The sequence below is a fragment of the Ectothiorhodospira mobilis genome (genome assembly GCF_900114895.1).
Taxonomy (GTDB): domain Bacteria; phylum Pseudomonadota; class Gammaproteobacteria; order Ectothiorhodospirales; family Ectothiorhodospiraceae; genus Ectothiorhodospira; species Ectothiorhodospira mobilis_A.
Genome location: NZ_FOUO01000007.1, coordinates 80,688 through 104,728 on the forward strand (window position 1 = coordinate 80,688; position 24,041 = coordinate 104,728).

At 69.9% G+C, this 24,041-nt stretch carries 26 protein-coding genes; 14 read left to right on the forward strand and 12 right to left on the reverse strand.

The genetic code is table 11. The features are described 5' to 3' along the window. Positions 1-14: 14 nt before the first annotated feature. Positions 15-803, reverse strand: coding sequence for an outer membrane protein assembly factor BamD (locus BM214_RS07215; RefSeq protein WP_090484998.1), 789 nt, complete (start codon positions 801-803; stop codon positions 15-17). A gap of 92 nt (positions 804-895) precedes the next feature. Between BM214_RS07215 and rluD the strand changes: the two genes are divergently transcribed. The 4 genes from rluD to mgtE (BM214_RS07235) all read left to right on the forward strand — a co-directional run bounded on the left by rluD (position 896) and on the right by mgtE (BM214_RS07235) (position 5,512). Continuing rightward, a complete protein-coding gene (rluD, locus tag BM214_RS07220; RefSeq protein ID WP_090485000.1) occupies positions 896-1,867 on the forward strand; it encodes a 23S rRNA pseudouridine(1911/1915/1917) synthase RluD in 972 nt (323 codons plus the stop codon). Positions 1,868-2,265: 398 nt separating this feature from the next. Then, entirely contained in the window at positions 2,266-2,640 is a 375-nt protein-coding gene (locus tag BM214_RS07225) for a magnesium transporter MgtE N-terminal domain-containing protein (RefSeq protein ID WP_090485001.1), read from the forward strand. Positions 2,641-2,745: 105 nt separating this feature from the next. Further along, positions 2,746-4,101 carry a magnesium transporter gene (gene mgtE, locus BM214_RS07230; RefSeq protein ID WP_090485003.1) on the forward strand — a complete coding sequence of 452 codons (1,356 nt, stop codon included), beginning with the start codon at positions 2,746-2,748 and terminating at the stop codon, positions 4,099-4,101. A gap of 61 nt (positions 4,102-4,162) precedes the next feature. Next, on the forward strand, positions 4,163-5,512 hold the full coding sequence (mgtE, locus tag BM214_RS07235; RefSeq protein WP_090485179.1) for a magnesium transporter: 1,350 nt from the start codon (positions 4,163-4,165) through the stop codon (positions 5,510-5,512). A 270-nt stretch (positions 5,513-5,782) separates the two neighbouring features. On the opposite strand, the gene BM214_RS07240 is transcribed toward mgtE (BM214_RS07235), so the two are convergent. After that, entirely contained in the window at positions 5,783-6,715 is a 933-nt protein-coding gene (locus BM214_RS07240) for a carbohydrate kinase family protein (RefSeq protein WP_090485005.1), read from the reverse strand. A 305-nt stretch (positions 6,716-7,020) separates the two neighbouring features. On the opposite strand from BM214_RS07240, the gene trhA reads away from it, so the two are divergent. Then, positions 7,021-7,680, forward strand: coding sequence for a PAQR family membrane homeostasis protein TrhA (gene trhA / locus BM214_RS07245; protein ID WP_090485007.1), 660 nt, complete (start codon positions 7,021-7,023; stop codon positions 7,678-7,680). On the opposite strand, the gene BM214_RS07250 is transcribed toward trhA, so the two are convergent. Continuing rightward, positions 7,650-8,678: a PA2778 family cysteine peptidase gene (locus BM214_RS07250; protein ID WP_177217614.1), complete on the reverse strand. Its 1,029-nt coding sequence runs from the start codon at positions 8,676-8,678 to the stop codon at positions 7,650-7,652. The two genes, trhA and BM214_RS07250, sit on opposite strands and share 31 nt — an antisense overlap. 25 nt (positions 8,679-8,703) lie before the next feature. After that, the gene (locus BM214_RS07255) at positions 8,704-9,102 is read right to left on the reverse strand and encodes a DUF6627 family protein (protein ID WP_090485011.1); all 399 of its coding nucleotides are present in this window, start codon (positions 9,100-9,102) and stop codon (positions 8,704-8,706) included. Positions 9,103-9,282: 180 nt separating this feature from the next. Between BM214_RS07255 and BM214_RS07260 the strand changes: the two genes are divergently transcribed. From BM214_RS07260 to BM214_RS07270, 3 genes are all read left to right on the forward strand, one after another. Further along, positions 9,283-10,581, forward strand: coding sequence for an MFS transporter (locus BM214_RS07260; RefSeq protein ID WP_090485013.1), 1,299 nt, complete (start codon positions 9,283-9,285; stop codon positions 10,579-10,581). 30 nt (positions 10,582-10,611) lie between these two features. Further along, positions 10,612-11,091, forward strand: coding sequence for a pantetheine-phosphate adenylyltransferase (gene coaD / locus BM214_RS07265; RefSeq protein WP_090485015.1), 480 nt, complete (start codon positions 10,612-10,614; stop codon positions 11,089-11,091). Positions 11,092-11,226: 135 nt separating this feature from the next. Further along, positions 11,227-11,481, forward strand: a complete 255-nt coding sequence (locus BM214_RS07270; RefSeq protein ID WP_090485017.1) for a YfhL family 4Fe-4S dicluster ferredoxin — start codon at positions 11,227-11,229, stop codon at positions 11,479-11,481. A gap of 81 nt (positions 11,482-11,562) precedes the next feature. On the opposite strand, the gene mutM is transcribed toward BM214_RS07270, so the two are convergent. The 5 genes from mutM to rpmB all read right to left on the reverse strand — a co-directional run bounded on the left by mutM (position 11,563) and on the right by rpmB (position 15,293). Then, complete coding sequence (gene mutM, locus BM214_RS07275) at positions 11,563-12,378, reverse strand: bifunctional DNA-formamidopyrimidine glycosylase/DNA-(apurinic or apyrimidinic site) lyase (RefSeq protein WP_090485019.1); 816 nt, start codon at positions 12,376-12,378, stop codon at positions 11,563-11,565. Further along, on the reverse strand, positions 12,371-13,360 hold the full coding sequence (locus tag BM214_RS07280; protein ID WP_090485182.1) for a chorismate transformation FkbO/Hyg5 family protein: 990 nt from the start codon (positions 13,358-13,360) through the stop codon (positions 12,371-12,373). The genes mutM and BM214_RS07280 overlap by 8 nt, the downstream gene beginning before the upstream one ends. A 57-nt stretch (positions 13,361-13,417) precedes the next feature. Next, on the reverse strand, positions 13,418-14,626 hold the full coding sequence (locus BM214_RS07285) for an EAL and HDOD domain-containing protein (protein WP_090485021.1): 1,209 nt from the start codon (positions 14,624-14,626) through the stop codon (positions 13,418-13,420). Positions 14,627-14,875: 249 nt separating this feature from the next. Further along, on the reverse strand, positions 14,876-15,043 hold the full coding sequence (gene rpmG, locus BM214_RS07290) for a 50S ribosomal protein L33 (RefSeq protein WP_090485023.1): 168 nt from the start codon (positions 15,041-15,043) through the stop codon (positions 14,876-14,878). 13 nt (positions 15,044-15,056) lie between these two features. Next, positions 15,057-15,293, reverse strand: a complete 237-nt coding sequence (gene rpmB, locus BM214_RS07295; protein WP_090485025.1) for a 50S ribosomal protein L28 — start codon at positions 15,291-15,293, stop codon at positions 15,057-15,059. A gap of 139 nt (positions 15,294-15,432) precedes the next feature. Here rpmB and folB point away from each other — a divergent pair, with 139 nt between their 5' ends. After that, positions 15,433-15,792 carry a dihydroneopterin aldolase gene (folB, locus tag BM214_RS07300; protein ID WP_090485027.1) on the forward strand — a complete coding sequence of 120 codons (360 nt, stop codon included), beginning with the start codon at positions 15,433-15,435 and terminating at the stop codon, positions 15,790-15,792. Then, entirely contained in the window at positions 15,789-16,304 is a 516-nt protein-coding gene (gene folK / locus BM214_RS07305; RefSeq protein ID WP_244887888.1) for a 2-amino-4-hydroxy-6-hydroxymethyldihydropteridine diphosphokinase, read from the forward strand. Before folB ends, folK begins: the two co-directional genes overlap by 4 nt. A 12-nt stretch (positions 16,305-16,316) precedes the next feature. On the opposite strand, the gene BM214_RS07310 is transcribed toward folK, so the two are convergent. Then, positions 16,317-17,081 carry a pteridine reductase gene (locus tag BM214_RS07310; RefSeq protein WP_090485029.1) on the reverse strand — a complete coding sequence of 255 codons (765 nt, stop codon included), beginning with the start codon at positions 17,079-17,081 and terminating at the stop codon, positions 16,317-16,319. A 105-nt stretch (positions 17,082-17,186) separates the two neighbouring features. On the opposite strand from BM214_RS07310, the gene BM214_RS07315 reads away from it, so the two are divergent. Further along, on the forward strand, positions 17,187-18,371 hold the full coding sequence (locus tag BM214_RS07315; protein ID WP_090485031.1) for a class I SAM-dependent methyltransferase: 1,185 nt from the start codon (positions 17,187-17,189) through the stop codon (positions 18,369-18,371). A gap of 4 nt (positions 18,372-18,375) precedes the next feature. On the opposite strand, the gene BM214_RS07320 is transcribed toward BM214_RS07315, so the two are convergent. Beyond that, a complete protein-coding gene (locus BM214_RS07320) occupies positions 18,376-19,605 on the reverse strand; it encodes a multifunctional CCA addition/repair protein (RefSeq protein ID WP_090485033.1) in 1,230 nt (409 codons plus the stop codon). Between the two features lie 5 nt (positions 19,606-19,610). After that, on the reverse strand, positions 19,611-20,540 hold the full coding sequence (locus BM214_RS07325) for an NAD-dependent epimerase/dehydratase family protein (RefSeq protein WP_090485035.1): 930 nt from the start codon (positions 20,538-20,540) through the stop codon (positions 19,611-19,613). A gap of 167 nt (positions 20,541-20,707) precedes the next feature. Between BM214_RS07325 and BM214_RS07330 the strand changes: the two genes are divergently transcribed. The 3 genes from BM214_RS07330 to BM214_RS07340 all read left to right on the forward strand — a co-directional run bounded on the left by BM214_RS07330 (position 20,708) and on the right by BM214_RS07340 (position 24,006). Continuing rightward, positions 20,708-22,072 (forward strand): NAD-dependent succinate-semialdehyde dehydrogenase, encoded by a 1,365-nt coding sequence (locus BM214_RS07330; RefSeq protein WP_177217615.1) that lies wholly within the window; start codon positions 20,708-20,710, stop codon positions 22,070-22,072. Between the two features lie 8 nt (positions 22,073-22,080). Then, positions 22,081-22,683 carry a DedA family protein gene (locus tag BM214_RS07335; RefSeq protein ID WP_090485039.1) on the forward strand — a complete coding sequence of 201 codons (603 nt, stop codon included), beginning with the start codon at positions 22,081-22,083 and terminating at the stop codon, positions 22,681-22,683. Between the two features lie 114 nt (positions 22,684-22,797). Continuing rightward, a complete protein-coding gene (locus BM214_RS07340) occupies positions 22,798-24,006 on the forward strand; it encodes a BamA/OMP85 family outer membrane protein (RefSeq protein WP_244887889.1) in 1,209 nt (402 codons plus the stop codon). The last annotated feature ends 35 nt before the right edge of the window (positions 24,007-24,041 follow it).

The following is a 24,041-nucleotide window of genomic DNA, read 5'->3' on the forward strand; positions in this document are numbered from 1 at the left end:
CCTCGTGGTGTGGGTCAGCCTTCATCCTGCGCGGTGGAGCGGGCCGCCTGCCGCAGCCTTGAGGCCCGCTCCGGGAAGTTCTCCTCCAGGACCCGCAGGGCGTCCTGCGAAAGGTCCTCCAGGCCCAGGTGCCGGTAGGCCCGCACCATGACCTCCAGGGCATCGGGCACTGCCTCGGCCCCGGCGTAGTGTTCCACCACGTAGGCCCCGCGCCGGGCTGCGGCCAGCCAGGCGCCGCGGCGCATGTAGTGCTCGGCCACGTGGATCTCGTGGGCCGCCAGCTGGTTGCGCAGGTGGATCATGCGCGCGCGGGCGTCTTTGGCATAGCGGCTGTCCGGATAGCGGCGTACCACGATACCGAAGTCCTCGAAGGCCTGTTGCAGGGGGTGGGCATCGCGCCGCGCCGGGTCGCGGTTGAACAGGCGGTCCAGGATGCCTTGCTCGGGGCCGGCGTTCACCCGTCCCCGCAGGTAGTAGGCATAGTCCACATGGGGGTGGCGGGGGTTCATGCGCAGGAAGCGGTCGATGGCGGCCAGGGCCATCTCCGGCTCCTGGGCCTTGTAGTAGGCGTAGGCGATCTCCAGTTGCGCCTGCTGGGCATAGGGCCCGAAGGGGTAGCGGGCCTCCAGGGTCTCGTAATGGGATACGGCCTGCTCGTAATTGCCCCGCTCCAGGGCGGCCTGGGCCTCCTGGTAAAAGCGCTGGGCGGACCAATCCTCCTTGGGGTCCTGGCCCATGGCGGCACAACCCACCGCTAGGAGCGGCAGCAGGGCCAAAAAGATGAGGCGTGCAACAGCAGACATGGGAACCATGGGATGCGAATGATCGAGATCCACGAGTATAACCGACCTGCGGCATCGCGGTCTTCAGGCCCTGGGGCGGGAGAGGGCAGGGCATGAGCACCGAACGCATCGAACTGGATGCCCGCATCCCCGAGGACCTGGCCGGGCAGCGACTGGACGCGGCCCTGGCCCGGGTCTTCCCCGACTATTCCCGCAGCCGCATCCGCCAGTGGATCGATACCGGCCGGGTGCAGGTGGCGGGGCAGGTGCGCCGTCCCCGCGACCGGGTGGCCGGTGGTGAGGTGGTGGCCATCCGGGCGGTCCTGGAGACCGCCGCGCAGGATCCCGCCGAGGACCTGCCCCTGGATATCGTGCACGAGGACGCGGCCCTGCTGGTGATCCACAAGCCGGCGGGTCTGGTGGTGCATCCGGCGGCGGGGCATCCCAGCGGCACCCTGCTCAATGCCCTGCTGCACCACGCCCCGGAGGTGGGTGCCTTGCCCCGGGCGGGTCTGGTGCACCGCCTGGACAAGGATACCTCCGGGCTGCTGGTGGTGGCCCGTACCCTGGAGGCCCACACCGAGCTGGTGCGCCAGTTGCAGGCCCGCACCATGGGGCGGGAGTACCTGGCCCTGGTGCAGGGGGAGCCGGTGGCTGGCGGCCGCATCGAGGCCCCCGTGGGGCGCCATCCCGTGGACCGCAAGCGCATGGCCGTGGTCGCGGGGGGGCGTTTCGCCGTAACCCATTACCGGGTGGAGGCCCGTCTGAACGGTTTCACCCTGCTGCGGGTGCGCCTGGAGACGGGGCGTACCCACCAGATCCGGGTGCACATGGCCCACCTGCGCCATCCCATCGTCGGCGATCCCGTCTATGGCGGACGCATGCGCCCGCCCCCGGGTCTGGGGGAGGCGGCCCTTGCGGCCCTGCAGGGTTTTCACCGCCAGGCCCTGCACGCCGCCCGCCTGAGCCTGGAGCATCCCCTTTCGGGGGAGCGGGTGAGCTGGGAGGTGCCCCTGCCCGGGGACATGGCCGGCCTTTTGGCGGCCCTGGGGGAGGGACTTCCAAACCCCGCCCACGGGAGGTAAGATTCCGCTTCCGGCGGAGTGTCCGCCGGGACTTCTGAGGCAACAGAGGCTTGATTGTCGATGGACAGTTGTTGTAGCCGCATGCGTGGCGAGGCCGTCCAGGGCCTTCTGCCGGCGTGCCGCACGCATCTCCAGGGGGCCTCCCGGACGCGGTGATCCCGCCCCACGGGCGCCCTGGACGATCCGGCACGGCCGGTTCCGGGGAAGCCCGAACTTCTCTCGAGGTATGCATCACAGGCTCCGCGGGCCCAACCGCGGGGCGGGTGGGGATGACACCGTCCCTTTCCCGTGCAGCCCTTTCCCCGGAAAACCCGGACCTCTCCTCCCGCGCATGCCCTGCGGCCCGTGTGGCTGCGCGTCGTCACCGCAACCCGCCTGAGGCGGCGGAGGAGAGCACCATGACCCGAATCACCCACAACATCACCCGCATCTTCGGTCCGTTGCGCCGTTCCCCGGCGGCTGCCACCGATCCGGCCCGGGCCGCACCCCTGGAGCCGCAGGCGGAGGAGGTGACCCGCGCCTGGCGCCGAGGCGCCTTCGGCACGGCGCGCCTCGCCTTCCTGGCGCTGGCGGAGGCCTCGCAGATCCGGGTCCTGCACTCCATGGAGCCCGATGAGCTGCGCAGGCTGGGCAGCGGGCTGCCGGCGGCCACCGTGATCCGCCTGTGTGAGCGGCTGCCGCAGGAGCGGCGGCGTCCCCTGCTGCAGGCCTTGCCGCGTCAGCGGCGGCGTGCCCGGGACGGGCTGACGGAGAGACGGCCTTCCCGTGTTTGAGGCGGGGCCATCCTCCCGTCATGCCACCGTGGCATCCTGTGCTGGGGACTTCCTCTGCTCCGATGCCTCCCGTGAACGCCGTCCGCCTGAATCCGGTACATCGCCATGCCAGCCCCCCACGAACATGATCTGGATGTGGTCCTTGAATGCCTGGAGCAGGCCGATCTCACCGGTCTGCGTCAACGTCTGGACGAGATGCGCATCCAGGACATCGCCCATGTGCTCATGGCCCTGGAGCCGGATCCCCGCCGCGAGGTCTTCCGCCTCCTGGCCCCGGGGCGGCGCGTGGACGTGTTCTCCTATCTGGACCCCCATCATCAGCTGCAACTGATCGAACAGATCTCGGCGGCGGAGGGGCGCTTCCTCCTCTCCGAGATGTTGCCGGATGACCTCACCGCCCTGTTGGAGGACCTGCCAAAAGAGCAGGTGCGCCGCCTGTTGCGGTTGCTGCCGTTTCGTTCCATCCGCCGTGCCCTGACCCTGCTGGGCTATCCGGAGGACAGCTGCGGACGCCTCATGACCACGGCGGTGGTGAGCGTGCGCCCGCACTGGACCATGGCCCGGGCCCTGGAGCATCTGCGCGACCAGGTGGAGGTGGGGGAGACGGTGAACCTGGTCTATGTCACCGACGAGGACGGGGTGCTGCAGGGGGTGTTGCCCCTCAAGTATTTCCTCAAGGCGGATCTGGACAGCCCCGTGGAGGGCCTCATGGCCCGCAACCTGGTGTCCATCCGTGCCGATGAGCCCCAGGAGGAGGCCCTGCGCACCATGCGCCACTACGATCTACCCGCCCTGCCGGTGGTGGACGAGGCCGGAGAGCTCCTGGGGGTGATCACCGTGGACGATGTCTTCGACGTGGAGCAGGAGGAGACCACCGAGGATTTCCACCGCATGGGCAGCGTGGGGACCATGAGCCTGAGCCTGCGGGATGCCCACCCCGGGCTGCTGTACCGCAAGCGCATCTTCTGGCTGCTGGTGCTGGTGGCGGTGAACATCCTGGGGGGCATGGTGATCTCCGCCTATGAGGCGGCCATCGAGGCGGTGGTGGTGCTGGTGTTCTTCCTGCCCCTGATCATCGCCGGTGGCGGCAATGCAGGCGCCCAGTCGGCCACCCTCATGGTGCGATCCCTGGCCACCGGCGAGGTGCAGCCAAAGGACTGGCTGCGCCTTTGGGGGAAGGAACTGGGGGTGGCCGCGGCCCTGGGGGGGACCATGGCCCTTACCGTGGCGGCCCTGGGGTTCTGGCGCGGCGGGGGGGAGATCGCCCTGGTGGTGTCCCTGGCGATGCTGTTGGTGGTGCTGGTGGGCAGCATGGTGGGCATGATCCTGCCGTTTGTGCTGTCCCGCCTGAGACTGGATCCGGCCACTTCCAGTGCCCCCCTGGTGACCTCCATCGCCGACGTGGCGGGGATCTTCATCTATTTCGGCCTGGCCACGGCCGTGCTGGGCCTGGGGGGGTGAAGTGGCCCGCCTCCATGCCTGAGAATCCTGGACCCAAGACTGCGGGAAGATGCCGGTGGAGATGACCGAACCCCTGGATTTCGAGGACCTGAGGCGGCGGCTCGGGGAGGAGGCGCGTGCGGAACTGGCCCCCCTGTTGGAGGGGCTGCAGGACCAGGACGTGGCCGCCCTGGCGGCCGGGCTGGCCCCGGAGGAGGGGGTCCGGCTGATCCGTGCCCTGGCCCCGGAGCGGGCGCCGGATGTCTTTTCCTATCTCCCCCTGGAGCAGCAGCGGGGTTTGCTGGAGATCCTGAACGACGACGAACGGACCCGGATCCTGGCGCGGGTGTCCTTCGATGATGTGGCGGCCCTGCTGGATGGCCTGCCGGAGTCGGAGACCGCGGCCCTGCTGGCGCTGCTGCCGGGGGATCGCCGGCGTCTGGTGCGCCAGTTGCTTTCCTATCCCCGGGAGAGCGCGGGCCGGCGCATGACCCCGGGGTTCCTGGCGGTGCGTCCCGGCTGGACCCTGGGCCAGGCCCTGGATCACCTGCGCAGCGAGTACGAACAAAGCGAGACGGTCAATGTGGTCTTCGTCACCGATGACGCGGGGCACCTCCTGGGGACGGTCCGGCTCCGGGATCTGCTGGTGGGCTCGCCGCGGCGGCGGGTGGACAGCCTGCTTCAGGAGGAGGTGATCTCCACCCGGGTGGATACGGACCAGGAGGAGGCGGCTTGGCTCATCCGTCATTACGACCTGGAGGTCCTGCCGGTGGTGGATGCACGGGATGTGCTGGTGGGGATCCTCACCGTGGACGATGTCATGGATGTGGTCACCGAGGAGACCACGGAGGATTTCCTGCGCATGGGCAGCGTCGGGCCCATCGCCCCGGGGTTGAAGGATGCCGCCCTGGGGCTGCTCTACCGCAAGCGGGTGGGGTGGCTGATCATCCTGGTATTCGTCAACCTGATCAGCGGGGCGGTGATCTCCCTGTTCGAGCGTTCCATCGAGGCGGTGGTGGCCCTGGTGTTCTTCCTGCCCCTGGTGATCGCCACCGGCGGCAACGCCGGCTCCCAGGCCTCGACCCTGTTGGTGCGATCCCTGGCCACGGGGGAGGTCCAGTCCCGGGATTGGTTGCGTCTGCTGGGCAAGGAGTTGCTGGTCTCCGGTGCCCTGGGTCTGACCCTGGGGGGGACGGTGTGGCTTGCGGCGGTATGGTTGGCCGGGCCCCAGGTGGGGCTGGCGGTGGCCGTGGCCATGGTGCTGGTGGTGGTCCTGGGCAGTCTGGTGGGGCTGCTGCTGCCGCTGGTGCTGACCCGCCTGAGGCTGGATCCAGCCACGGCCAGCGCGCCGCTGGTGACGTCCATCTCCGACGTGGGGGGGATCCTGCTCTATTTCGCCGTGGCCACGGCGATCCTGGCCTTGGGCGGATAGGTTCAGTGCAGCGCCCCCGCGCAGGGGGCCCTTTAAGGGCGGATCGCGCCGTGGGGTAGGAGGTCGAGCCGGGTCCCTGGAAGCGGGCGTGCGCCGCAGGGAGGCGGCGCGCGAGCCTACAGGGAGGTATTCACGGCGTCCCGCTGGAAGGGACCCGGCTCGACCGTGCCGGCCAAAAGGCACACCCGTCGCCCTGAGGGCCCCCTGCGCGGGGGCGCTGCATCTGGGGGGAGATGCCCCGGCCATGCCGGGGACACCTCCCCTTGGGCATCACATCTCGCGGCCGAAGGCCTCCTTGAAGCGGGCCTCGATGTCGGCGCGGCTGGGGGCGTGGTTCTGCGGCCCCAGGTGCTCGATCTTGATGGCCCCCATGAGGGAGGCGACCCGGCCCGTGGTCTCCCAGTCCAGGCCGTTGAGCAGGCCCCAGAGCAGTCCGGCGCGGTAGGCATCGCCGCAGCCCGTGGGATCCTTGATCCCCTGGATGGGGGCGGAGGGGATCTGGATCTGCTGCCCCTCGGTGTAGATGGTGGAGCCGTCCCCCCCGCGGGTGATGATCAGGGCCTTCACGTGGCGGGCCAGCTCTTCATGGCTCCAGCCGGTGCGCTCGCTCATGAGCTGGGCCTCGTAGTCGTTCAGGGTGACGTAGGTGGCCTGTTCCACGAAGCGGCGCAGGTCGTCGCCATCGAACATGGGCATGCCCTGGCCCGGGTCGAAGATGAACGGGATCCCCGCCTCGGCGAACTGCTGGGCATGCTGGATCATGCCGTCGCGGCCGTCGGGGGAGACGATGCCCAGGGTGATGCCGCTGGCATCGGTCACGCGATTGCGGTGGGATTCCCCCATGGCGCCGGGGTGGAAGGCGGTGATCTGGTTATCGTCCTGGTCGGTGGTGATGAAGGCCTGGCCGGTGTAGTGCTCCGGCACCACCGTGATGTGCTTCTGCTGGATGCCGCACTTGTCCAGCCACTCGGCGTAGACATCGAAATCCGCGCCGACGGTGGCCATGGGAACCGGGTCCCCCCCTAAAAGCTTCAGGTTGTAGGCAATGTTGCCGGCGCATCCGCCAAATTCCCGCCGCATCGCCGGGACCAGGAAGGACACGTTGAGCATGTGCACCTTCTCCGGGAGGATGTGGTTCTTGAAGCGGTCGGGGAAGACCATGATGGTGTCGAAGGCGTAGGAACCGCAGATGAGAGCAGACATTGGAACTCCTGATGTGGGTTGGAAGCGGACGGGCGCCCGGGGCAACGGCCCGGGTACGATGTGACGCGCTCCGCCGGCGTCGGTCGGGCCGTGATGGGGCCCGGTGCCCATGAGACATGGCCGGGGGAGGATGCGGATGCCGCGGGTCCGCCGCCGCAGTTGGGCGGGGCGCCCGGAGGTGTTGCAGGGGGCACATGATAGAGGTCTTGGCGGTCAATTGCGAATCCGGACCCGGCGGGTGTATGTTCATACGGCCGCCGCAGGCCTGCGGCGGCCACCCAGAACCAGGCGGGAGAACGCGCATCATGGTGTCCACGGAAGCCTTCCCCGAACGTCCCTATACCCGGGGCGAGGAGCTGGCCAATACCTTCAGCCACGGCCTGGCCCTGCTGGCGGCGTTGGCGGGGATCCCCTTCCTGCTGCTGGAGGCGGTTGGTACCGGCAGCGCCGGGTTCGTCGTGGGGGCGGCGATCTTTTCCACCACCATGGTCCTGCTCTACCTGGCCTCCACCCTCTATCACGCCGTGCCACCGGTGGGTCGGGCCAAGCGGGTCTTCCGCGTCCTGGACCACTCGGCCATCTTCCTGCTCATCGCTGGCACCTACACCCCCTTCACCCTGGGGATCCTGGGCGGTCCCTGGGGGTGGACCCTATTCGGTCTGGTCTGGACCCTGGCGGGCCTGGGGGTGCTGCTCAAGTCCTTCAACGGCATCCCCCATCCGGTGCTCTCCACCGGCCTCTACCTGCTCATGGGCTGGCTGGTGCTCATCGCCATCGTGCCCCTCTACCGGCTCATGCCCCTGCCGGGTCTGCTCTGGCTGCTGGCGGGGGGGCTGGCCTATACCGGCGGAGTGGTCTTCTTCGCTTTAGACCGGTACCTGCCCTACGGGCATTTCGTCTGGCACCTGTTCGTCATGGCCGGTACGGTATGCCACTACTTCGCGGTGCTCTGGTACGGGGCCTGATCCTGCTCGTCGGCAACGGGTACGGGGCAGGGCGGCAGGGCGGGGCAGGGTGCGGCGCAGGCTCCGCCCCCGGCCGCTGCCAGCGCCGTCCGGGTCTGGCGGTACACCGGATCCTCCGGTGCCAGCATCAGGGCGCAGCCCGCCGCCTGCCGCGCCGTTTCCGGGCATCCGGCCGCTTGCAGGGCATGGGCCAGATTGTTCCAGGCGGACGCGGTGTCCGGGGCGTTTTGGATGAGCCGCCGATAGGCCGCCGCGGCCGCGGCGGGGCGCTTGAGGGCGTGGAAGGCGTTGCCCAGTGCGAACCAGGACGCCGGCTCCCCGGGCCATCGGGTCACGGCGGCGGCGTAGGCCCGCAGGGCCTGCCGGCGCTGGCCCGTCTCCTCCAGTTCCAGGGCGGCCCGCAGCCAGGGGAGGGGTCGGGCGGAGACGGGGGGTGAGCCCGGGTCCCGGATCACGATCCCCCATCCCCCACCCCGTTGCCAGGTGCGCTCGAAGGTGGACAGGGCCGTGACATGACGGCGGCGCGTGCCGGAGCGCAGGAGGATGCGGCGCCGCTCCAGGTCGAAGCCCACCACCACGGCATAATGCCAGCGGGGCAGGGCGCTCAGCCCCAGGTTCTGCAGCACCAGCACCGGCTCGCCGGCGGCCACCTCCGTCAGCAGCGCCTCCAGGCGGGGAGGGAGCGGATAGGGCACCAGCCCCCGGGCGCGCACGGCGGCCCGGATCTCCGTCTGCAGGCTGCCCCGCCGGCCGGGGACGTAGATCTCCCCCCGCAGGGCCTCGGGATCCGCCGCCCGGCCCCGGGCCTGCAGCACGGTGGCCAGGGCGGCGGGGCCGCACTGGTAGCGCGATTGGGGATGAAAAGGAACCTGCTCCAGCTCCACCGCCGTCGGCAGGTCCCGGGGCGGGGCCTGTTCCAGTTGGCGGGTCTGCGGGGCCGTGGCGCACCCGGCCAGCAGCAGCACGGCGATCGGGATCAGGGCCCGCAGGCCGGTCAAACCGCAGCTCCTGCGATGGTACGGGTCAGTCCACCGGGCGCACGAAGGGGAAGATGTCCGTGGCGCCGATGACATCCGTGACGATGAACACCACGAAGATGAAGGCGGCCACCCCCAGGATGCTGGAGCCGCCGGCGGGCATCTCCTCCATGCGGCGGTTGAGCTCGGCCACCTCGGCATCGCTCAGCCGGGCGACCCGTTCCGCGGCTTGGTCGGGATCCACCCCCAGGGCGGACAGCTGTTCGCGCACCGCCTCCCGGTCCAGGGCCTGCAGCAACTGCGCCCGTTCCCAGCGGGCCTCTTCGCCCTGCAGCATCTGTTCGGTTCCCACCATGGCCGCATGTACGGGGGCAAAGACCAGGGGCAACGCGGTGAGCAGGCAGACGAGGGCGGCGGCCCAGCGGGTCTTGGGTCTTGGGGTCATGGCATCGTTCTCCTCGGGAGGTCGGGAATCCTTGGGATGGATGGCGCTACGCCGGGTATTGTTGTCTTTGGGCCGTGGCGGGTCAATCGACACGGCTCACACCCCGGGGGCATGCGCCGCGCTTGCGCCCCCGGGGCCGCCCCCCTAGGCTGACACGGCGCAAGAGGCGAGGGTCGGGGTATGCACAAGGCCGAGCGGCGGGAGATCCTGGGCTGGGCGATGTACGATTTCGCCAGCCAGGCCTACACCCTGCTGATCATCACCGTCATCTTCGGTGACCTGTTCACGCGGGTGATCGTGGGGGATGCGGCCAACGACTATCGCCTGGGGAACCTGCTGTGGAGCCTGTCCCTGGCCGCCAGCTACCTCCTGGTGGTGCTCACCGGGCCCCTGGCCGGGGCCATCATGGACTTCTCCGCCGCCCGCAAGCGGTTCCTCTTCGGTAGCTACGCCCTGAGCGCGGTGACCACGGCCCTGTTGTACTTCGTCGCCCCCGGCTGGGTGTGGCTGGGGGTGGTGCTGATCATCCTCTCCAACTTCGCCTTCTCCATGGGGGAGGCCTTCATCGCCAGCTTCCTGCCGGATCTGGGGCCCCCGGAGGCCCTGGGGCGCATCTCCGGCTTCGGCTGGGCCATGGGCTACCTGGGGGGGCTTTTGGCCACCGCCTTTGCCCTGGCGGTGCTGGGAGAGGTGAGCGCGGAGAATTTCGACCGGGTGCGCTGGGTGGGGCCCTTCGCCGCCGCCTTCCTGCTGCTGGCGGCCCTGCCCACCTTCCTCTGGTTGCAGGAACGGGGCCGGGGGCGGCGGCTGGGCCATCTGCGCGCCTATGTGATCATGGGCCGGCGGCGTGTGCGCAGGACGGTGAAGGCCCTGGGTCACCGGCGCGATCTGGGGGTGTTGCTGCTGTCGGTCTTCTTTGCCATGGCCGCCATCTATATCATTATTGCCTTTACCTTTATCTACGGGGCCCAGGTGATCCGCTGGGACGAGTCCGTGCGGGTGACCATGTTCGTCATCGTCCAGATCACCGCCGCCGCCGGGGCCCTGGGCTTTGGACACCTGCAGGACCGTCTGGGGGCCCGGCGCGTCTACCTGGCCACCCTGGTCCTGTGGATGCTGGCGGTGGGGCTGATCTCCCTCACCCCCTGGCTGGGGCACCGGCTGGGGGTGGAGGGGCAGCACGTCTTCCTGGTGGTGGGCGCCCTGGCGGGGGCCTGTCTGGGGGCAACCCAGTCCGCCGGCCGTACCCTGGTGGGGCTCATGGCCCCGGCGGGGCGGGTGGCGGAGTGCTTCGGCTTCTGGGGCGTGTCGGCCAAGGCCGCCGCCATCCTGGGCCTGGTGGCGGTGGGGGTGTTGCAGGCCCTGGTGGGGCTGCAGCTGTCCATCCTGCTGTGCATGGTCCTGTTCGGCCTGGCCTTCTGGGTGGGCCTGGCCCTGGAGGATCCCGGCCCGGGGCGGCGAGTGGCCCATGCCCCGTAATCCATTCCTTGCATCCATGCGGAACCCGACATGTCAGTGACCGTCGTCTATCCCGGGACTTTCGATCCCATCACCCACGGACACACGGATATCGTGCGCCGTGCCCAGCGGCTCTTCGACCAGGTGCTGGTGGCCGTGGCCGCGAATCCCTCCAAGCGCCCCACCTTCAGCCTCGAGGAGCGGGTGGCCATGGCCCGGGAGACCCTGGCGGATATGGAGCACGTGCAGGTGGTGGGTTTTGATGGCCTGCTGGCCCGGTTCGCCAAGGAGCAGGGGGCGCGGGTGCTGCTGCGGGGGCTGCGCGCCGTTTCGGACTTCGAGCATGAGTTCCAGCTGGCGGGCATGAACCGGCATCTGGCCCCGGATCTGGAGACCATCTTCCTCACCCCCGCGGAGGAGTATGCCTACGTATCCTCAAGCCTAGTAAGGGAAATTGCCTTGTTGGGCGGGGATGTTTCACACTTCGTCTCCGGCAACGTGGAGGCTGCGCTGCGGGCGCGCTTGCGCTAGCATGGGCGGTTGTCCGCCGGGGCGGTGTTGTTCAGGACGGGCAACGGTCACGGGCCGCGTGTCCGCCACCGGCCGCTCGACCCGATACGGATCTGGAACCAGATCTTGACGAGATGAAGAAGAGGAAAATGCCTTATGGCCCTGATGATTACCGATGAGTGCATCAACTGTGACGTGTGCGAGCCCGAGTGCCCCAACGGCGCCATCACCCCGGGGGACGAGATCTACGTGATCAACCCCGACCTGTGCACCGAGTGCGTGGGCCATTTCGATGTCCCCCAGTGCGTGGAGGTCTGCCCGGTGGACTGCATCGTCAAGGATCCGGATCACGAGGAGTCCCAGGAGGAGCTCATGGCCAAGTTCCAGCGCATCACCGGCGGCACGGCCTGACGCACCTGCCGGGGATCCCCGCAGGATGCATCCAGGAGGGGCCCGCGGGCCCCTCCTGGCGTTTGGGGCCTCGGCCGGGCTTCAGCGCTGGCAGCGGGGGCAGTAGTAGCTGGAGCGCCCCTGTTGTGGGATGCGCCGGATGGGGGTTTGGCAGACGGGGCAGGGATGGTCGGCCCGGCCGTAGGCCCGCAGGGACTGGGCGAAATAACCCGGGCGACCGTCCTCCCGCAGGAAGTCCCGCAGGGTGGTGCCCCCCTGTTCCAGGGCCTCCTCCAGCACCCGGCGCAGGGCCGCCGCCAGACGCTCGGCCTCCGCCCGGGTGATCCGCCCGGCGGCCCGGCGCGGTCGGATGCCGGCCAGGAAGAGGGCCTCGGTGGCGTAGATGTTGCCGATCCCCGCCACCACCTGGGCGTTCATGATCAGGGCCTTGATGCTGCTGCGCCGCCCCCGGGAGATGCGATACAGGTAGGGGCCGTCGAACCCCGGCTCCAGGGGTTCCGGCCCCAACCGGGCCAGCAGGGGATGGGGTGGGCCCGCCGCCTCGAACCAGTGCAGGCTGCCAAAGCGGCGGGGGTCGTGCAGGCGCAGGACCATGCCCGACTCCAGGCCCAGGTCCACGTGGTCGTGGGGCCCCGCCGGGGTGTCCTGCGCCACCAGGCGCAGGCTGCCGGACATCCCCAGGTGCAACAGGGCGATGCCCGGCGGGGCATGGATCAGCAGGTACTTGCCCCGCCGGGTGAGGGCCTGCACGGGGCGCCCCGTCAGGTGCTGCGCCAGGTCCGGGGGCACCGGCCAGCGCAGGCGCGGCTCGCGCACCCGGATGTGCGTGAACCGCTGTCCCACCAGGTGGGGGGCGAGTCCGCGGCGGGTGGTCTCCACCTCCGGCAGTTCAGGCATACAGGCCCTCGATCTCCACCAGCAGGTCCTCACGGCAGACGTCCCCCCGCAGCAGCAGCAGGGGCGGGACGGGGTCCAGGGCGGCCTCCAGCCCGGCCTGCACCCACTGGGCGTCCGCCGCGTGGCGGACATAGGCCTTGAGCAGGGAGAGGCGTTCCGGGCCGGCCTCCGGGGCCGCCAGGGGTGGCTCCCCCGTGGCCCGCATCACCGCCTTCAGGTTCGCCAGGATCTCGCGCAACTGGGCGCTGACCTCGTCGTGACAGGTCTCGTGGCCCACGATGCTGGCGGTGCCGGAGATGTAGAGGTGAGGACCGCCCGACCAGTGGCGCAGGGTGGCCCGGGAGAAGGAGGGGCTGCGGGGGCCGTAGCGCGCCGGATAATGGAAGGCGCTCACCTGCCGCGGGTTCTCGATCTGCCTGCCTGGCTCCCGGCCGGCGAGGAAATAGATCAACACCCCCGGGGCCCGGGTGCCGATGGCGGTGGCGGCGGGCAGGTCCCCCTCCTCCAGGGGGATCCGTTCCAGGGCCCGGTGCCGTCCGAGGCAGAAGTTCTGGTAGCGGTCCAGGCCGTGGTGGCGCTCGTGCAGGCGCGGGAAGTAGTTCCACACCCGTAGCAGGGCGGGGAAGCCCATCTCCCGGTGGAAGGCCAGGAGCCGTGCATAGGCGTGTTCCGCGGCCGCGGCCAGGTCGTCGCCGAAGCGGTCTTCATCCAGGTGCATCCAGCCGAACAGGACCTGCTGCGTGCAGGTGTAGCCCACCCCGTCCCGGAAGCCGCCGTGCACCGGTTCCGTCGCCCGCCACACCTCCACCGGGGCGTTCGGGGCGAGGGGGGGCAGGGCCAGGTCCAGGGTGTCCGGACAGGTGGGATCGGAACGGTTCGCCGCGCCGAAGCGGATCCGGGCCAGGCGGTAGGGGTCGTGCTCCGGCACCCGTTGCGGGTCTTCCAGGCGGATGCTCAGGGGGGGGCTGGGGGTCTGTGGCATGGGCTCCATGGTACCAGTTGCGCACGTTCATCTCGTTGCGCGAGGGGTCTGCCGGTCTCAGGGGGTCAGTTGCTGTTCCAGGTCATATGCCCAGGCCACCGCCTCCAGATAGAGGCGGCTGGTGGTCTCCTCCGAAAGGCCACGGAAACCGCGGGGGCGGTGCGGGTCATCGGTCTCGAAAGCGCGGGCGCAGTCCAGGGCCTCCCCCATGGGGCCGGCCTGCCGCAGCAGGGCCTGTTTCACCTCCTCGCTCAGGGGCAGGTCTTGCAGGGCCTCTTCCATGGGCCGCTGGATGAGTTGGTCCAGGATGGAGAACAGGCCCACGGTGAAGAAGCTGTCCAGGCGACCCATGCCCGCCGCACGGGCCAGGGTCTGGCAGGTGCGCGCCCGGATCAGGGCCGTGGGCATGGCCTGGGGCGGGATGTTCTCCAGGCGGCGCAGGGCGATCAGGCTGATCCACTTGCGGATGGCCCGGGTTCCCAGGTAGACCACCGCCCGGTGGATGGATTCCACGGGGCGCACCAGGCCGAAGAACGGGGAGTTGATGAAGCGCAGGAGCTGGTAGCTCAGGGAGACATCGCTGGCGATGAGCTGTTCCAGTTCCCGGGGGTCCAGGTCCGGCTGGTGGATGCGGGCCATGAGCTGCATCACCACCAGCTGGTTGGCCATGAGCCGGGGTCCCCGCACCACGTTGGGCCGGCTGAGGCCATAGCCCTGGAAGTAGTCGAACCCCAGGTCGCGGCAGAAGGTGAGCTGCTCGGGGGTTTCCACCTTTTCCGCCAGCAGCTGCACCCGGTAGGGCCGCAAGCGGCCCACCAGGGTCCTCAGCTCCTTTGGACTCCACTGCAGCACGTCCAGCTTGACGATGCTGGCCAGGTGCAGCAGGGGCGCGTGGGTCTCGTCGAAGACGTAGTCATCCAGGGCGATGCGGTATCCGGCCCGGGTCAGGCGGGCCACCGCGGCGATGAGTTCACCGTCCACGGGGATATCCTCGATCACCTCCAGCACCACCCGTTCCGGCGGCAGGGCCATGGCGATCTCCCCGGTGAGGAAGTTGCGGGTGAGGTTGATGAAGGCGAGGCACTGACCCACCAGGCGGTCCAGGCCCAGGTCGATGAAGGCGCTCTGGATCACCTCTGAGGTGGCCGTGTCCCCGTCGGGGAAATGGGCCTGGTTCGCCGCGCTGTCCCGGAACAGGAGTTCGAAGGCCTGGACGCGGAACTCCCGATCATAGATGGGCTGTCTTCCTACGAAGGCCTCTGACATGGGGCGGGGCGGCATCCGGCCGATGCGCTAGTAAGGGCGAGATGCTAAGAGTAGCAGGGTCGATTCATCCGGCACATCCCTGCAAGGGATGGGACATGGCTCCGGATGGGGCGCGGCCTGAGGGCACGCTCCGGGGATGGGGGAGACGTCATTGGGGGATCGGGAGGGGCCGGAACCGATCCGGCCCCCCAGGGGGCGGCCGGAGGGAGCGCCCCGCAAGGGGCGGCGATCAGCCCGGTAGGAGAGGCCTTACTTGATCTTGGCTTCCTTGTACATCACATGCTTGCGCACGACGGGATCGAATTTCTTGATCTCCATCTTCTCGGGCATGTTCCGCTTGTTCTTGGTGGTCGTGTAGAAGTGACCGGTGCCGGCGCTGGAGACCAGTCGGATCTTTTCCCGGATGCCTTTTGCCATCGTCTTGTCTCCTTCAGATTCGTTCGCCGCGGGCCCGCAGCTCCGCCAGGACGCTGTCGATGCCCTTCTTGTCGATGATGCGCATCCCCTTCTGGCTCAGGCGCAGCTTGACGAAGCGGTTCTCGCTCTCCACCCAGAAGCGGTGTTCGTGCAGGTTGGGCAGGAAGCGGCGGCGGGTCTTCCTGTGCGCGTGGGACACGTTGTTCCCGCTCATCGGGCGCTTACCCGTGATTTGGCAGACTCGGGCCATGGGGTGTTCTCCGGAAAAACCAGGCTGATTGGAAAGGCGCAAGACAGTAGCAGATACCCCCACCGGGGGCAAGTCCCGTGGGGCCCCGTGCCAGGCCGGGACTGGTCCGCGAAGGGGCCGGCGTATATAGTCGCTTCCCATGGATATTGTCTATATTCGCGATCTGAGGGTCGAGACCACCGTCGGCATCTTCGACTGGGAGCGCAGCATCCGCCAGCAGGTGCGCATCGACCTGGAGATGGGCACGGACATCCGCGCCGGGGCCGGCAGCGACCGGATCCAGGATGTGCTGGACTACAAGACGGTGGCCAAGCGGGTCATCGCACTGGTGGAGGGGAATCAGCGGGAGCTGGTGGAGGCCATGGCCGAGGACATCGCCGACATGCTCCTGCGGGAGTTTTCCATCCCCTGGCTGCGCCTCACCCTGGGCAAGCCCGGGGCCGTGCGCGGGGCGCGGGAGGTGGGGGTGGTCATCGAGCGCGGGGAGCGCACCCCGTGACCGCCGGGGGGATCCTGCGCCGGGCCTATGTGAGCATCGGCTCCAACGTGGACCGGGCCCGGTACGTGCGCATCGCCGCCGACGAGCTTCGGGCGGCCTTCGGGGCGGTGACGTTCTCCCCCGTCTACGAGACCGGGGCGGTGGGCTTCGACGGCCAGCCCTTCTATAACCTGGCGGCGGGGTTCGATACCCGGCTCCCCCCCGCGGATCTGGTGCAGCGGCTCAAGGCTATGGAGGCACGCCACGGCCGCAGCCACGGCGCTGCCCGTTTCGCCGACCGGACCCTGGATCTGGACCTGCTGCTTCTGGGGGACTGTGTCCAGGAACGGCCGCCGCTGCCCCGGGGGGATATCCTCCGCCACGCCTTTGTCCTGCGCCCCCTGGCGGATATCGCCCCGGACCTGCCCCATCCCGTTGTGGGGCGCAGCATCGGGGAACTCTGGGCGGGTTTTGAACCCGGCGGGCAGTGGTTGCGCCGGGTGGAGTTTTCCTGGGACGAGCCCCCCCGCTGAGCGGGGCCGGAGTCACTGGGTGGTGGTGCGCCCGCCGTCCACGGGGATGAGCTGGCCGGTGATGTAGTGGGCGTCGCGGATCAAAAACAGCGCGGTGCGGGCGATGTCCTCCGGCGAGCCCTCGCGCTTGAGGGCCGTGCGCTGGATCATCTCCTGGTGGGTGGCGGCGTTCTCCTCCGCCTCGGGCCAGAGGATGGCCCCGGGGGCGATGCCGTTGACCCGCACCCGCGGCCCCAGCTCCCGCGCCAGGGCCTGGGTGAGCATCCACAGCCCCGCCTTGGCGGCGCAGTACAGGGGATAGCCCTGCAGGGGGCGCAGGGCGTGGATGTCCACGATGTTGACGATGCAGCCGCCGCTGCGTTCCAGGGCCGGGGCCAGGGCCTGGGAGAGGAACAGGGGGGCCTTGAGGTTGGTCCCCATGAGGTCGTCCCAGTGGGCCTCGGTGATCTCCCCCAGGGGGGTGGGGTAGAACGTGGAGGCGTTGTTCACCAGCACGTCCACCCGCCCGAAGGCCGCCTCCGCCGCCTGGGCCAGGCGCTGCGGTCCGCCCGCCTCCAGGAGTTCCCCGTCCACCAGGTGCACGGAGCCCGGGCGCCGGGCCTCCAGTTCCGCCTGCAGGTGGCGGGCCGCCTCGCCGGAGCGGCGGTAGTGGACCACCAGGTCCATGCCCTCTTCGTGCAGGCTGCGGGCGATGCTGGCGCCGATGCGCCGTGCCCCGCCCGTGATCACCGCCGTGCGCCCCTGCAGGGGGCTTTCCGCTCTCTGTTCCACGCTCATGACTCCCTCTTGCGGCCTTGGGGCAGGTCACCGCGCCCTTGAGCCCCATCGTTCCCGGGGCGACAATCCCGCCCCATCTTCCCGAGCCTTTGTTGGACCGTGCCCATGTCCGTGGATTCCCCCTTGCCCGAACCCGATCCCGAGGCCCTGCGGGTCAGCCAGCGGCTGGTGCGGCAGATCCAGGAGGAGAGTAACGCAGGAGGCGGCTGGCTGTCCTTCCGCCGCTACATGGAGCTGGCCCTGTATGCCCCGGGGCTGGGCTACTACGCCGCCGGCAGCCACAAGCTGGGGCGGGGCGGGGATTTTGTCACCGCCCCGGAGGTGTCGCCGGTCTTCGGCCAGTGCCTGGCGCGCCAGTGTGCCCAGGTGCTGCGGGCCCTGGACGGCGGTTCCATCCTGGAGTTCGGCGCCGGCAGCGGTCGCCTGGCGGTGGACATGCTCCGGGCCCTGGACGACTTGGGGACCCTGCCGGAGGCCTACGCCATCCTGGAGCCGAGCCCGGATCTGCGCCAGCGCCAGGAGGCCGCGGTGACAGAACTGCCCCCGGATCTGCGCCGTCGGGTGTGCTGGCGGGACACCCTGCCCGATCCCGGCAGTTTCCGGGGCGTGATGCTGGGCAATGAGGTGCTGGACGCCATGCCGGTGGAGGTCTTCCGCTGGGATGGAGCCCAGGTGCAGGAGCGGGGGGTCTGCATGGGCGAACGCGGACTGGCGTGGGCCGAGCGCCCGGCGGGGGAGGCCCTGGCGGAGCGGGTAGCGGCGCTGCGGGCCGAGCAGGGGGACACCTGGCCGCCGGATTACATCTCGGAATGGAACCCGGGGCTGGGGCCCTGGGTGCGCGCCCTGGGGGAGGTCCTGGAGCGGGGTGTGGTGCTGTTGTTGGACTATGGCTATCCCCGCGCCGAGTACTACAGCGCGCAACGCCGCCGGGGCACCCTCATCGCCCACTACCGCCATCGCGCCCTGGAGGACCCCCTGGCCTGGCCCGGCCTGATGGACATCACCGCCAACGTGGATTTCACCGCAGTGGCCGAGGCGGGCCGGGCGGCGGGCCTTGCGCTGCTGGGCTACACCACCCAGGCGTGGTTCCTCGTGGGGGCGGGGCTGGAGGCGGTGCTGGCCGCCCGCGCCAGCGAGGATCCCGGGGCGCAGGCGGCCCTGGCGGCCCAGGTGCGCATGCTCACCCTGCCCTCGGAGATGGGGGAGCGGTTCCAGGTGATGGCCCTGGGCCGGGGGGTGTCCCAGCCCCTGGACGGGTTTACCGGCCGGGATCTGAGCCGGCGGCTCTGAGTCCTCAGGTCCGGGGTTCCTTTCGCAGGCTGCCCACGGCCTGCACCCGGCGCCGGTGCATCTCCTTGCGGATAGCGGGCCCCCGGAAGCCATCCGCCATCACCTTCCGGGCCTGTACCGACTGGCAGCGTTCCAGGGCCTGGCGCACGTGATCCGCCTGGGGATAGGGGCGCGACTCGAAGCCGGTGCGGCCGCGGTAGTCCGCCTCACAGGCCAGGAGGATGGCGTCCAGGCGTTCGGGGCGGCGGAAGGCATCCAGGTCCTCCAGGGTGCGTACCAGGGTCTCCGGGCGCAACTCGAAGGCCCGGTGGATGTGGCCGTGGTAACGGGACATGGCCCGGGCCGTGTCGCGGTAGCGGTTGGGGATGCGGTAGCGCGCGCAGAGGGCGTCGATCAGACCCACGCCCCGCTGTTCGTGCCCCCGGTGGCTGGGCAGGATCTCGGCCGGCGTGGTGCCCTTGCCCAGGTCGTGGGTGAGGGCGGCGAAGCGCACCACCGGGTCCGGGGACAGTGCGGCGGCCTGCTCCAGCACCATGAAGGTGTGTACGCCCGTGTCCACCTCCGGATGGTAGCGGGGGGGCTGGGGGACACCGAACAGGGCCTCCAGCTCCGGGAAGAGCACGCCCAGGGCCCCGCAGGCCCGCAGCACCCGGAAGTAGACCGCGGGGGCGTCGCTGGTCAGGGCCTTCTCCGTCTCCTGCCAGACCCGCTCCGGGGTGAGGCTGTCCAGTTCACCGCTGGCGGTCATGCGCCCCATCAGGGCCAGGGTCTCGTCCGCCACGCGAAAGCCCAGGGGGGCGAGGCGGGCGGCGAAACGGGCCACCCGCAGCACCCGCAGCGGGTCCTCGCTGAAGGCGGGGGAGATATGGCGCAGCAGCCGATCCTCCAGGTCCCGCTGGCCGCCAAAGGGGTCCACCAGGTGCCCCCGGGCATCCCGGGCCATGGCATTGACGGTCAGATCCCGCCGGGCCAGGTCCTCCTCCAGGGTGACGCCGGGATCGGCATGCACCTGGAAGCCCCGGTGGCCGGGACCCGTCTTGCGTTCGGTGCGCGCCAGGGCGTGCTCCTCGCCGGTCTTTGGATGGAGGAAGACGGGGAAATCCCGCCCCACCTGGCGAAAGCCGAGGTTGCGCATGGCCTCCGGGGTGGCCCCCACCACCACCCAGTCCCTTTCCTTCACCTCAAGGCCCAGGAGTCCGTCCCGGACCGCACCGCCCACCAGATAGGTCTCCATGGGGGTCAGTGGGGCCGGCTGCGCAGCTGCTGCAGGCGGCCCTGCAGATCGCTGGGGACCAGCACATCGGCCACCACGGCCTCCAGGGGGGTGGGGCAAGGGTCCCCCGCCGGGCACTGCGCCCCCACCTGCAGGGTGCGGTGCCGGTCCAGGCCGGTGTGCCCGCCGGGCAGGTGGCCCGTCAGCCAGGCCCGGGGGGCGGCCAGGGCGTCCGGCAGCGGCAGGATGCGGCACGGGCGGTTCAGGGTGTGGGCCACATAGGCGGCCAACTCCCCCAGGGTGTAGGTCCGGGGACCGCACAGGTCGTGCCGGTCACCGCCCCGGTGGGGGCTGAACAGGGCCTGTACGAGCCGTTCCACCACGTCCATGACGTAGACCGGGGCCAGCCGCGCCCCGGCGTTGGCCAGCAGGAGGCGCCGGTGTTCCTGGATGCGGGCCGCCAGGGGGGTGAGCAGGGCGTCCCCGCGGCCGAAGATGGGGGCGGGACGGAAGCTGGTCACCCGCACTTCTTCGGCCATGGCATGCACCAGGTCCTCGCCGGCCCCCTTGGTGCGCAGGAAGGTGCTGGCGCCGCCATGGGCATCGGCGTGCAGGGCGCTCATGTAGACAAGGCGCTGCACCCGCGCCAGCCGTGCCGCCTCCACCACGGTGCGGGGCAGGTCCACGTGCACCCGGCGCTGCAGCTTGGCATGGCCGTCGGGGATCCCCACCAGGTGGATGATGGCGTCACTGCCCTCGAAGGCATGCTGCAGGTCGGTGACGTTGCCGTAGTCCGTTTCCACCAGCACCACACCGGGCAGGACCAGCAGGGGGCGGGCCCGCTGCACACGGCGCGTGAAGACCTTGACCTGCAGGCCGGCCGCAGACAGGGCCTTCACCAGGTGGCGACCGACAAAGCCGGTCCCTCCGAGGACACAGACCGTCCGGATGTTCATCGGAAGACGTTCCTTTTTGGTTGCATGACGCGCGGGCGTCCCGGGCGACGGCGCCCGCACGGCCGGGGCAGGGCCGGCGGAAATGGAACCGGGTTGATCATTCCGATCCCCCCGGTGGGGCGCAATATATTATGGTAAGGCTTCAACATTTGCAGAGGAGTTCACCCGTGCCCATGAGTTCTGTCAATCCCGCCAACGGTTCCGTGCTCGAGGTGTTCGAGACCTGGGACCAGGTGCGAATTGACAAGGCCCTCGCCACGGCGGCGCGCGCCGCCGCCAACTGGCGGGCCCTGCCCCTGGAGGAGCGCGTGGCGTTGCTGCGCCGCGCCGCCGGCCTCCTGCGCGAGCGCCGCGAGCCCCTGGCGGGGAGGATCACCCGGGAGATGGGCAAGCTCCTGCGGGAGGCCCGCACCGAGATCGACCGCTGTGTCACGGTGTGCGACTACTATGCCGATCACGCCGCCACCTTCCTGGGGGACGAGCCCATGGAGGTGGCCTGGGGGCGCGCCCTGCGGGTGCACCAGCCCCTGGGGACCATCCTCGGGGTCATGCCCTGGAACTTCCCCTTCTGGCAGGTCTTCCGCTTCGCCGCCCCGACCCTGCTGGCGGGGAACACCGTACTGCTCAAACACGCCTCCAACGTCCCCCGCTGCGCCCTGGCTATTGAAGAGGTCTTTCGTGACGCGGGCCTCCCCGACGGGGTCTTCCAGAGCCTGATGGTGCCCGCCAGCGCCGTGGCCGGGATCCTGGCCGACCCTAGGGTATACGGTGTCAGCCTCACCGGCAGCGAGAAGGCGGGCCGGGCGGTGGCCGCCGCCGCGGGCGAGGCCCTCAAGCCCTCGGTGCTGGAACTGGGGGGATCGGACCCCTTCATCGTCCTGGAGGACGCCGACCTGGATCGGGCGGTGGAACAGGCCCTGGTCTCCCGTTTCCAGAATGCCGGTCAGAGCTGTATCGCGGCCAAGCGCTTCATCCTGCTGCCGCAGGTGGCGGATGCCTTCCTGGAGCGGCTCCGGGCCGGTGTCGAGGCCCTGGTCCCCGGGGATCCGGCCCGGGAGGAGACCACCCTGGCCCCCATGGCCCGGGAGGATCTGAGGGATGAGTTGCATGCCCAGGTGGAGCAGTCCATCGCCGCCGGGGCCGTGGCGGTGACCGGCTGCCGCCCCCTGCCCGGTAAGGGGGCCTGGTACGCCCCCTCCATCCTGGATCGGGTGACGCCGCAGGCCCGGGCCTATCACGAGGAGCTCTTCGGCCCCGTGGCCACGGTGATCCGGGCCCAGGACGAGGCGGATGCCGTGCGCATCGCCAACGAGACCCGCTTCGGCCTGGGGGGCAGCGTCTGGACCCGGGACCTGGAACGGGGCGAGGCGGTGGCGCGCCACCTGGTCTGCGGCAACGCCTTCGTCAACGCCCTGGTGAAGAGCGACCCGGCCCTGCCCTTTGGCGGGGTGAAGGATTCCGGCTACGGGCGTGAACTGGGGCGGGATGGCATGCTCGCCTTCGTCAATCTCAAGACCCTGCGCCTGGGCTGAAGGGGCCCATGTCCCCGGAGGATCTGTCCACGGAGGTGATGCGCGAATACGGCTACTGGGCCCTGGGGGTGCTCATGCTGGTGGTGGCCCCCGAGGCCCTCATGCCCTTCGTGGGCTTTCTGGCGCACCAGGGGATGCTGGGTTTCTGGCCCTCGGTGCTGGCGGGTACGGCCGGCGGCACCGCCGGTTCCCTGATCATCTATGCCGTGGTGCGCCGCGCCGGCGAGGCCCGGGTGCGGGCCTGGATGGTTCGTCGTGGTCACTGGCTGCTGCTGCACGAGTCCGACCTGGACCGTATCCTCCGGCTGTTCGCCCGGCGCGGCCGCTGGTTCGTGGCCCTGGGGCGGCTCCTGCCCAGCATCCGTAGCCTGGTGAATATCCCGGCGGGTCTGCTGCCCATGCCCCTGGCGCCCTTCCTCTGGCTGACCCTGCTGGGCACCCTGGGTTGGAACCTGGTGCTGACCCTGGCGGGGTACTGCCTGGGGGCCCAGTGGAGCCTGCTGGAGCCCTACCTGGGTTTCTATGGCACCCTGGTGATCGTACTCTTGGTGCTGCTGGCCGGGATCTTCACGGTCCGGCGGCTGCTGCGGCGGTCCCTGGGCGGACGCTAGACTGGGAGAGGGATGGGCATGGGACGCTGCACGGTCCGGGGATGGCGGTCCAAGGGGCTTGTGCTGCTCCTGTGGATGTCCGGCCTATGCGGGGCCGGGGCGCAGGAGGCCGTCGTGGTGGACTCGATCCGCTTCGAGGGCAACGAGGTTACCCGGGAGCAGGTGTTGCGCCAGGAACTCCTCTTTCGTGAGGGGGATCCCCTGGATCGCGAGGCGGTGGAGGAGACCCGCCAGGCCCTGATGAACCTGGGGCTGTTCCAGTCCGTGCAGGCCCGGGTGGAGACCCGCGGGGAGACGGCCGCCGTCGTCTATCACCTGGAGGAGAAGTACTACTTCTTCCCGCTGCCCCGCCTGAGCCGCACCTCCGATGGGGATGTGCGCTACGGCGGCGACCTGCGTTTCGATAACTTCCTGGGGCTGAACCAACGGCTGCGCCTCCTGCTGGAGTGGGAGGACGCGGGCAGCGATGCCTCGGCGGAGGGTTCCCGGCGCCTGGATCTGAGCTACGAGGTGCCGCGCCTGCCGGGGTCCGCCTGGGGGGTGGCCCTGGACGTCAAGGACGAGCACCTGAACGAGTCCGGGGTGGATGAGCCGGAGCACGTGCCCTATGACGAGTCGATCCAGCGCCTGGGGGTGTCCGTCTCCCGCTGGCTGGATCGCCGGGGTCCCAGTTCCGGTTGGCGCGCCGGTCTGGGTGTGGCCTGGGAACAGCGCCGGTATGAACGCCTGCAGGTCCCCGGTCCGATCCCCGACGGGGCCCGGGACATCACCTGGAGCGGCAGCCTGCGCTATACGGACGTGACGGACCTGGGGGTGCGCCGCGAGGGGGTGGCCTATGGCGCGGGACTGTCCTGGGGCAGTCCCGCGCTGGGGTCCTCCCGGGGGCATCAGTCCTTGTCCCTGGACTACCGGGCCTACCGTACCTTGGGGGAGGGGCCCCTGCCCTCGAATCTCAATTACCGTATGCGCCTGGCGCTGGCCAGCGGCAGCCCCTTTGGCGGCGAGCCCCATTCCCTGGGGGGCAGCGATCAACTGCGGGGTTATCCCCGGGATTACCGCAAGGGGGACGTGCTCGCCCTGCTCAACATCGAGTACCTGCGTCCGGTCCTGGGCAAACCGGAGTTGCGCGCCGTGGGCTTTGTGGACGTGGGCGGGGTCTGGCCCCGACGCCATGTGGATCTGTCCGACCTGCATGCCGGGGTGGGGGTGGGGCTGCGCATCAACCTCAAGTGGTTCGTGCGCACCAACCTGCGGCTGGATTATGCCTATGGCATCGATGCCCGTGACAGCAAGGTGTATGCCGGCACCAGCCATACCTTCTGAAGCCTCCTTTTCCTGTGGGCCGATCCCCTGTAAAG